Consider the following 8,420-nt stretch of genomic DNA (forward strand, 5'->3'; position numbering starts at 1 on the left):
GACACGCGCATGCCACCGGTGGCCGTGGTGGGGATGGCCGTGCTGCTGCCGGGCGCCCCCGACCTAGCCGCCTACTGGCGGAACCTGGTCGAGGGCGTCGACGCGATCACCGATCTGCCCGAAGGCCGCTGGGACGCCGGCTTCTACGACCCCGGGGCCGGCTCGGGGCCGGCCGCGCCGGACCGGCTCTACTGCCGGCGCGGCGGCTTCGTGGACGGGCTGGCACAGGTGCAGCCGACCCGGTTCGGCATCATGCCGGCCTCGGTCCCCGGCACCGAGCCGGACCAGTTGATCGCCCTGCAGGTCGCCGACGCCGCCCTCGCGGACGCCGGCGGCAGCGACCGGCTGCCCGACCGCGACCGGGTCGGGGTGGTCCTGGGCCGCGGCGGCTACCTGACACCGGGCCTGGTCCGCCTGGACCAGCGGGTACGGGGTGCGCACCAGCTGGTGCGCACCCTCGGCGAACTGCTGCCCGAACTGTCCGCCGACCAGCTGCACCGCGTGCGCGAGGCGTTCGCCGACCGGCTGGGCCCCGACCGCCCGGAATCGGCGATCGGCCTGGTGCCCAACCTGGCCGCCTCCCGGGTGGCCAACCGGCTGGACCTGCGCGGCCCCGCCTACACGGTCGACGCCGCCTGCGCGTCCTCGCTGGTCGCGGTCGACCAGGCGGTCGGCGAGCTGGCGAGCGGGCGCTGCGACGCGGTCCTGGCCGGCGGTGTGCACCACTGCCACGACGTCACGCTGTGGAGCGTGTTCACGCAGTTGCGCGCGCTCTCCCCGAGCCAGCGGATCCGCCCGTTCCACCGCGGTGCCGACGGCCTGCTGATCGGCGAGGGCACCGGCATGGTGGTCCTCAAACGGCTCACCGACGCCGAGCGCGACGGCGACCGCGTGTACGCGGTGATCCGCGGCACCGGTGTGGCGAGCGACGGCCGCACCGCCGGGCCGGCCAGCCCCGACCCGGCGGGCCAGAGCCGCGCCGTCCGCGCGGCCTGGCGGTCGGCCGGCCTGGACCCCGCGGCGCCGGGCGCACTCGGCCTGCTGGAGGCCCACGGCACCGCCACCCCGGCCGGCGACGCGGCCGAACTGGCCACGCTCGCCGAGGTGTTCGGCCCCGTCGCCGCACCCGGGGAGCGGGCGGTGCTCGGCTCGGTGAAGTCGATGATCGGCCACACCATGCCCGCCGCCGGCATCGCCGGCCTGGTCAAGGCGGCGCTCGCGGTGCACCACGGGGTGCAGCTGCCGACCCTGCACTGCGACGACCCTCACCCCGCGCTGGCCGCCACCCGCTTCCGCACGATCGGCGCCGCGCGCCCCTGGGAGACGGCCGGCGGGAGCCCGCGCCGTGCCGCGGTGAACGCCTTCGGCTTCGGCGGCATCAACGCCCACGTGGTCCTGGAGCAGGCCCCCGCCCTCCCCCGCCCCGTCGCCCTGCCCACCGCGCAGGCCACCACCGTGGTGGCCGAACCGGAACGCGTACTGCACCTGGCCGCCGACACCCCCGAGCGGCTGGCCGAGCTACTGTCCGCGGACGACGACGCCGTGCTGGCCGCCGGCCGGCCCGAGCCGGACGGCCCCGGCGGCCCCCCGGCTCCCCCGTGCCGGCTGGCGATCGCCGATCCGACCGGGAAGCGGCTGGCCATGGCCCGGCGCGCCGTCGAACGGGGCAGGCCCTGGCGCGGCCGCGGCGACGTCTGGTTCACCCCCGCGCCGCTGCTGGGCCCCGGACCCGCCGGCCGGGGCAAGGTCGCCTTCCTCTTCCCCGGGCTCGAAGGCGACTTCACCCCCCGGGTGGAAGAGGTCGCCGACCACTTCGGCCTGACCCGCCCCGCCCTGGCCGACGGCGCCCGGACGGACGACATCGGCCGGCACGGCGCGGGCGTCGTCACGGTCGGACGGCTCCTCGACACCGCGCTGCGCCGCATCGGCGTGCACCCCGACGCGGTGGCCGGGCACAGCGTCGGCGAGTGGACCGCCATGATCACCGCCGGCCTCTACTCCGGCACCCAGGTGGACGCCTTCCTGGACTCCTTCGACCCCGACGCGCTGCACGTCCCCGGGCTCGCCTTCGCCGCGCTCGGCACCTCCGCCCACGACGTGCAGCAGACGCTCGCAGGCCTGGAGGGCATGGGCCAGGTCGTCCTGTCGCACGACAACGCCCCGCAGCAGTCGATCGTCTGCGGCCCCGAGGAACCCGTGGCCGAACTCGTCCGCCGGTTCCGTGCCCGTGGCGTGCTCGGCCAGGTCCTGCCGTTCCGGTCCGGCTTCCACACCCCCATGCTCGCCCGCTACCTGGCCCCGATCCGCCAGGCCGCCGAACGCTTCCAACTGCACCGGCCGACCGTGCCGGTGTGGTCCGGGACCACGGCGTCGCCGTTCCCCGACACCCCGGCCCAGGTACGCTCCCTGTTCCTGCGCCACCTGCTCGAACCGGTGCGCTTCAGACCACTGGTCGAAGCCCTGCACGCAGCCGGATTCCGGGCCTTCGTCCAGGTCGGCCCCGGCCAGTTGGGCTCCCTGGTGGGCGACACCCTGGGCCCGCGGGACCACCTGGTGATCGCCGCGAACTCGCCGCACCGCGACGGACTCGCCCAGCTGCGCCGCCTCGCCGCCGCCCTGTGGGTCGAGGGCGCCGAACCCGACTCGGCCGCTCTGCAGCCCGCCCGGGCGCGGACCCCGGGCACCCGCCCCGCCCCTGCGGTACGGACGCACCCGTCCGTACCGCTGGACCTCACCGGAGGTCTCGTCTCGTTCGAGCCCGCCACCGTCGCCACCCTGCGTGCCGAACTCGCCCCCGCCCTGGCGCCGGCGCACACCCCCGCCCGGCCCGCGGCCGTGCCGCCCGCCGCCGCGCAGGCCACCGCGCCGAGCACCGCCGCGCAGGCCACCGCGCCGAGCACCGTCGCGCCGGCCCACGCCCCGGGCGACTCCCTGGCCGCGCTGCTCGACACCCACCCGGCGGCGGCCGAACTCGGCGCCCTCCTGCGCGACACCGAACGGGCCGTCACCGAGGTGCTCGCCCACCGCCGGCCGACCGCCGCGCCACCGCGCCGGACCGCGCCGGTACGGCCCGTCCCCGCTGCCCCCGCGCCGCGCCGGGAGCACGCGCACCACAGCAGCCGCCTGCGCATCTCCACCGACACCATGCCCCACCTGCTCGACCACTGCTTCATCCGCCAGCGCCCGGGCTGGCCCGACCTGTCGGACCGCTGGCCGGTCGTCCCCGCCACCACGATCGTCCAGCACCTGATGGACGCCGCCGAACAGGCCAGGCCGGGGCAGGTCACCTGCGCCCTGCACGACCTGCGCTTCGGCCGGTGGGTGCCGGCCGCGACCCCCCTCGACGTGGAGATCACCCTGCAGGACACCGGCCCCGGACTGCTGGCTGCCGCCTTCGGCACCTACGCGGCCGGAACCCTGGAACTGGCGCCCCGTCACCCGGCCCCGCCCACCCCGTGGCCGGCCGAGCCGCCCGGGGGCACGCGCCGGGCGCCGATGCCGGCCGCCAGGCTCTACGACGAGCGGTGGATGTTCCACGGCCCCGCCTTCCAGGGCCTGACCGCCCTGACCGAACTCGGCGAGAACCACGTACGCGGTGTGATCACCGCGCCCTCCGCGCCCGGTGCGCTGCTCGACAACGTCGGCCAGCTGCTCGGCTACTGGATCATGGCCACCCGCACCGAACGCTCCGTGGTCTTCCCGGTGGGCATCCGCCGCCTGCGGCTGCACGGACCGCAGCCGCGCCCGGGCACCGACCTGGACTGCCGGATCCGCATCACCGCACTCACCCGCGCCACCCTCGAAGCCGACGTCCAGCTCCTGGCCGACGGCGAGGTCTGGGCGGAGATCGACGGCTGGCAGGACCGCCGCTTCGACAGCCACCCCGAGACCCGGCCCGTCGAACGCTTCGTCGAGCGCGAGACCCTCTCCACCCCGCAGCCCGGCGGCTGGGTCCTGCTCCACGAGCGCTGGCCCGACCTCGCCTCCCGCGACCTGATCATGCGCAACCACCTGGGCGCGGCCGAGCGCGACCAGTACGACCGCCAGCCGCCGCGCGGCCGCCGGGCCTGGCTGCTGGGGAGGATCGCGGTCAAGGACGCGGTGCGGCGCCTGCTGTGGCAGGACTCGCCCGACCGGCCCTTCCCCGCCGAGATCCAGGTGTTCGACGACCCCTCCGGCCGCCCCCGGGTGCGCGGCCTGCACGGCCGGCTGCTGCCGGATCTGGAGGTCACCCTCGCCCACCGCAGCGAGATCGCGGTCGCACTCGTGCGCCCCGCCCGCCGCACTGGTGCTCCGGGCCCCGGGATCGACGTGGAGGAGGTCACCGAGCGCCCCGCCGAGACCCTGCCCGTCGCGCTGCTGCCACGGGAGATCCGGCTCCTGACGGCCTGCCAGGCCGAGGACGGCGCCTCCCGGGACGTGTGGTTCACCCGGTTCCGGGCCGCCAAGGAAGCAGCCGGCAAGGCCGAAGGCACCGGACTGCGGAGCCGGCCGCACGACTTCACCGTGGTCACCGCCGACCCCACCACCCTGCGGGTCGCCGTCGTCACCCCCGGCGGACTCCGCACCCACCACGTGCGCTGTACCCGGGTCGGCAGCCCACCCGGCCTGCCGCGACGCGACTACGTCGTGGCCTGGACCACCGACGACCCCGACCACCCCGACCTCGAAGGACTGACGGCGTGACCACCAGCGAGCACCTTCCCCCCACCGGCCCCGAGATCCTCGTGGAAATCACCGGCATGCTGGCCGCCGTGCTCGGCGAGTACGGCCTCGACAACGCCGAGGTCACCCTGGAGAGCCGGTTCACCGAGGACCTCGGCCTGGAGAGCATCGACCTGGTCACCCTCGCCGGGCTGCTGCGCGAGCGCTGGGGCGACCGGATCAACTTCGCCGAGTTCATCGCCGACATGGAGCTCGACGAGATCATCGGCCTGACCGTGGGCCGGCTCGTCAGCCACGTCGAGGACCGGCTGCACAGCACGGAACGGACCTGACATGGCCTTCATCGACCTGGACGGGCTGCGCTGCCACGTACAGCGGCTGAGCCCGCAGGACGGCGGTCCACCGGCGGCCACCGCCGTCCTGCTGCACGGGCTGCTCACGGACAGCCTCGCCAGCTTCTACTTCACCCTGGCCCCCACCCTCGCGTCCGCCGGCCTCGACGTGCTGATGTACGACCACCGCGGCCACGGCCGCAGCGCCCGTCCGGCCACCGGCTACCGGCTGGAGCACTTCACCGACGACCTCGAGACCCTGCTGGACCGACTCGACCTCCCCGGCCCCGTGCACCTGGTCGGCAACTCCTTCGGCGGCACGGTGGCATTCGCCCTCGCCACCCGCCGCCCCGAACTCGTCGCCGGCATCCTGGCCATCGAGTCCGAACCGGCCTCCGCGGCATGGGCGACCAAACTGGACGGCATCCTGACGGACGCCGAGCGGAAGCTGGGCCGGGAGAAGGTCCTGAGGTGGATCGCCCGCCGCCGCGGCCCCCACACCGCCCGCCTCGCCCGCGCAGCCGGCACCCTGCTGGCCGAGACGACCCTGGCCCGCGACATCCCGGCAAGCCGGCTGCCCGCCGAGGCCGCACTGCGCGCCATCACCTGCCCGGTGCTGGCCGTCTACGGCGCACAGTCGGACCTGGCCGAGCAGGCGGCCCGGCTCGAACAACTGCTGCCGCACTGCCGGAGCGTCACCGTCCCGGACCAGGAACACTCCGTCCTGGTCGGGACCCCCGACACGGTCCGAAACCTCACGCTCGCCTTCCTGACCGAACACGGCGCCGACCTGCGCCACCCGTCCGCGCAGCCGTCCGTGCAGCCGTCCGGCGTCCGGGTCGCCGAAGGGAGGGCCCGGTGAGCCGGTTCCTGTTCGTCGTCCCGCCCCTGGTCGGACACGTCAACCCCGCCGTGGGCGTCGCGGCCGAACTGGCCGCCCGCGGCCACCGGACCGCCTGGGCCGCCCTTCCCGAAGCGGTCACCCCCCTGGCCGGACCGGAAGCCGAGATCCACCCCTGCGCCGTCCTCCCACCCGCGGACCGCGCTCCTGCCCCCGGCCCGCTCGAACAGGCCTACCGGCGCCCGCCGGAACTACGCGGTACCGCCGCACTGAAGTACTTGTGGGAGAGCTTCCTGATCCCCCTCGCCGACGCGATGGCCCCCGGCATCGAGGCCGCGATCGCCCGGTTCCGCCCCGACGTCCTCGTGGTGGACCAGCAGGCCGTCGCCGGCGCACTGATCGCCGAGCGCCGGGGCCTGCCCTGGGCCACCTCCGCGACCACCTCCGCCGAGTTCACCGGTGCCCTGGCGGGCCTGCCCCTGGTCGAGGCCTGGATCCGCGGACTCCTCGACGCACTGCGCGGACGCATCGGCGCCCCCGGCCGGACCACCGACCCCCGCTTCTCCCCGCACCTCGTGCTCGCCTTCACCACACCGGAGCTGACCGGACCGACCACCCTCAGCCGGCCGATCCGCTTCGTCGGCCCCGCCATCGCCCCGCGCGCCACCGAACCGCCCTTCCCCTGGGACTGGCTGGACCCCGGCCGCGCCACCGTCCTGGTCACCCTCGGCACGGCCAACACCGACACCGGCACGGCGTTCCTGACCGCCTGCCACCGAGCCGTGCGGGACCGCTCCCACCGCCTGCAGGCGGTGATCGCCGACCCGGGCCGCGCCCTCGGAGCCCCGCCTCCCGACACCGACGTCCTGGTCCTCCCCTCCGTCCCGCAGCTGCGGCTGCTGGAACACCTCGACGCCGCGGTCTGCCACGCCGGCCACAACACGGTCTGCGAATCCCTCTGGCACGGCGTCCCCCTGGTGGTCGCACCGATCCGCGACGACCAGCCGGTGGTGGCCGGACAGGTGGCGGCGTCCGGCGCCGGCGTCCGGGTACGGTTCGGCCGCACCGACGCCACCCGCCTCGGCCAGGCCCTCGACGAGGTCCTCGACAATGCCGCCCGCCGCGCGGCCGCCCGGCGCATCGGCGACTCCTTCCGAGCCGCCGGCGGCGCAGCCGCTGCCGCCACCCACCTCGAACAGCTGACCCGCCCCCTGCCCGAACCCGCGGAGGAACCGTCCCGATGACCACCGCAGACCCGGAGCAAGCGCCCGCCGGGCAGACAGCGGCACGTCCCGCCGAACGCGTCGCCGCCCTGCGCTCCGCCTACCAGGCCGACCTGGCCCACGGCACCGACCGCTTCTTCCACCAGCGCCGCACCGACTGTCCCTGGTGCGCCTCCACCGCACTGCGCACCCGTCTGCACACCACCGATCTGCTCCAGCACAAGCCCGGCCGCTTCACCCTGGACACCTGCGAGGACTGCGGGCACACCTTCCAGAACCCCCAACTGAACGACAAGGGACTGGAGTTCTACTACCGCGACTTCTACGACGGCCTGGGCGAACAACGCCTCGGCAAGACCTTCGCGGCCCGTACCACCGTCCACCGCAACCAGGCCCGTTCGGTGCTCCCGCACAGCCCGGCCCCACAGCGCTGGCTGGACGTCGGCACCGGACACGGCCACTTCTGCGCGACCGCCCGCGGCGTCTTTCCCGGCACCGCGTTCGACGGCGTGGACCTCAGCCGGGGCGTCGAACTGGCCGAGCGGGCCGGCCGGTTGCGGCGCGGCCTGCGCGGCCTGTTCCCCGAGCTCGCGCCCCGGCTGGCCGGACAGTACGACGTGGTGAGCATGCTCCACTACCTCGAACACACCATGGACCCCGCCCGGGAACTGGCCTCGGCCCACCAGGTGCTACGCCCCGGAGGGCTGCTGCTCATCGAGGTCCCCGACCCCCGAAGCCGCTTCGCGCGCCTCCTGGGGCGGTGGTGGCTGCCCTGGCTGCAGCCGCAGCACCTGCACCTCGCCCCCGCCGCCAACCTCCGCCAACGCCTGGAGGCCATCGGCTTCACCGTGCTGCAGGAACAGCGCGGCGAGGCACACGACCCGATCGACCTGCTGGCCGCCGGATGGCTGCTGCTGGACCACCTCGCCCCGCGCGAGGACGCGCCCTGGCATCCCGGCGGGCCACCCGGGCGCCTGCGGCGGACCCTGCGTCCGGCACTGCTCCTGGCCGGTGCCCCTCTCCTGATCGCCGCGATGCTGCTCGACCGACTCCTGGCGCCGGTCGCCGGCCGCACCGGCTGCTCCAACGCCTACCGTCTCCTCGCCCGCCGGACCCCGTGAGGCGGGCCGTTGAACATCCAACTTTGGTGGTGCGCCGCTGACCTGCTAATATTTCTCTCGTCGCGAGGGAGATGATTCCTCGCCAGGCGTCAGCGGTGCTACCAGAGCACGTCCTACTTTCAGTAGGGAGAGTCCGTGCAACCCGGGCCTGGCGCTCCACTGTCGGCGAGGTCCGGCACCCACCAGGGTGCCGGACCACGCCCGCGGCGCCCCCAGGGCGGCGCCACGCACGGACCAG

Annotated in this window: 5 protein-coding genes; all 5 read left to right on the plus strand. The window is 75.3% G+C overall.

What is annotated here, in order from left to right; translation table 11 throughout:
• The first annotated feature begins 9 nt into the window (after positions 1-9).
• From ACWCXH_RS36515 to ACWCXH_RS36535, 5 genes are read left to right on the plus strand one after another with little or no spacing between them, the layout of a single operon-like run.
• Positions 10-4,686: a beta-ketoacyl synthase N-terminal-like domain-containing protein gene (locus ACWCXH_RS36515; RefSeq protein ID WP_449805820.1), complete on the plus strand. Its 4,677-nt coding sequence runs from the start codon at positions 10-12 to the stop codon at positions 4,684-4,686.
• On the plus strand, positions 4,683-4,997 hold the full coding sequence (locus ACWCXH_RS36520; protein ID WP_449805816.1) for a phosphopantetheine-binding protein: 315 nt from the start codon (positions 4,683-4,685) through the stop codon (positions 4,995-4,997). Before ACWCXH_RS36515 ends, ACWCXH_RS36520 begins: the two co-directional genes overlap by 4 nt.
• Position 4,998: 1 nt before the next feature.
• On the plus strand, positions 4,999-5,859 hold the full coding sequence (locus ACWCXH_RS36525; protein ID WP_449805817.1) for an alpha/beta fold hydrolase: 861 nt from the start codon (positions 4,999-5,001) through the stop codon (positions 5,857-5,859).
• Complete coding sequence (locus tag ACWCXH_RS36530; protein ID WP_449805818.1) at positions 5,856-7,082, plus strand: glycosyltransferase; 1,227 nt, start codon at positions 5,856-5,858, stop codon at positions 7,080-7,082. The genes ACWCXH_RS36525 and ACWCXH_RS36530 overlap by 4 nt, the downstream gene beginning before the upstream one ends.
• The gene (locus ACWCXH_RS36535; protein ID WP_449805819.1) at positions 7,079-8,182 is read left to right on the plus strand and encodes a class I SAM-dependent methyltransferase; all 1,104 of its coding nucleotides are present in this window, start codon (positions 7,079-7,081) and stop codon (positions 8,180-8,182) included. Before ACWCXH_RS36530 ends, ACWCXH_RS36535 begins: the two co-directional genes overlap by 4 nt.
• The last annotated feature ends 238 nt before the right edge of the window (positions 8,183-8,420 follow it).

This window comes from Kitasatospora sp. NPDC001660, assembly GCF_053596725.1.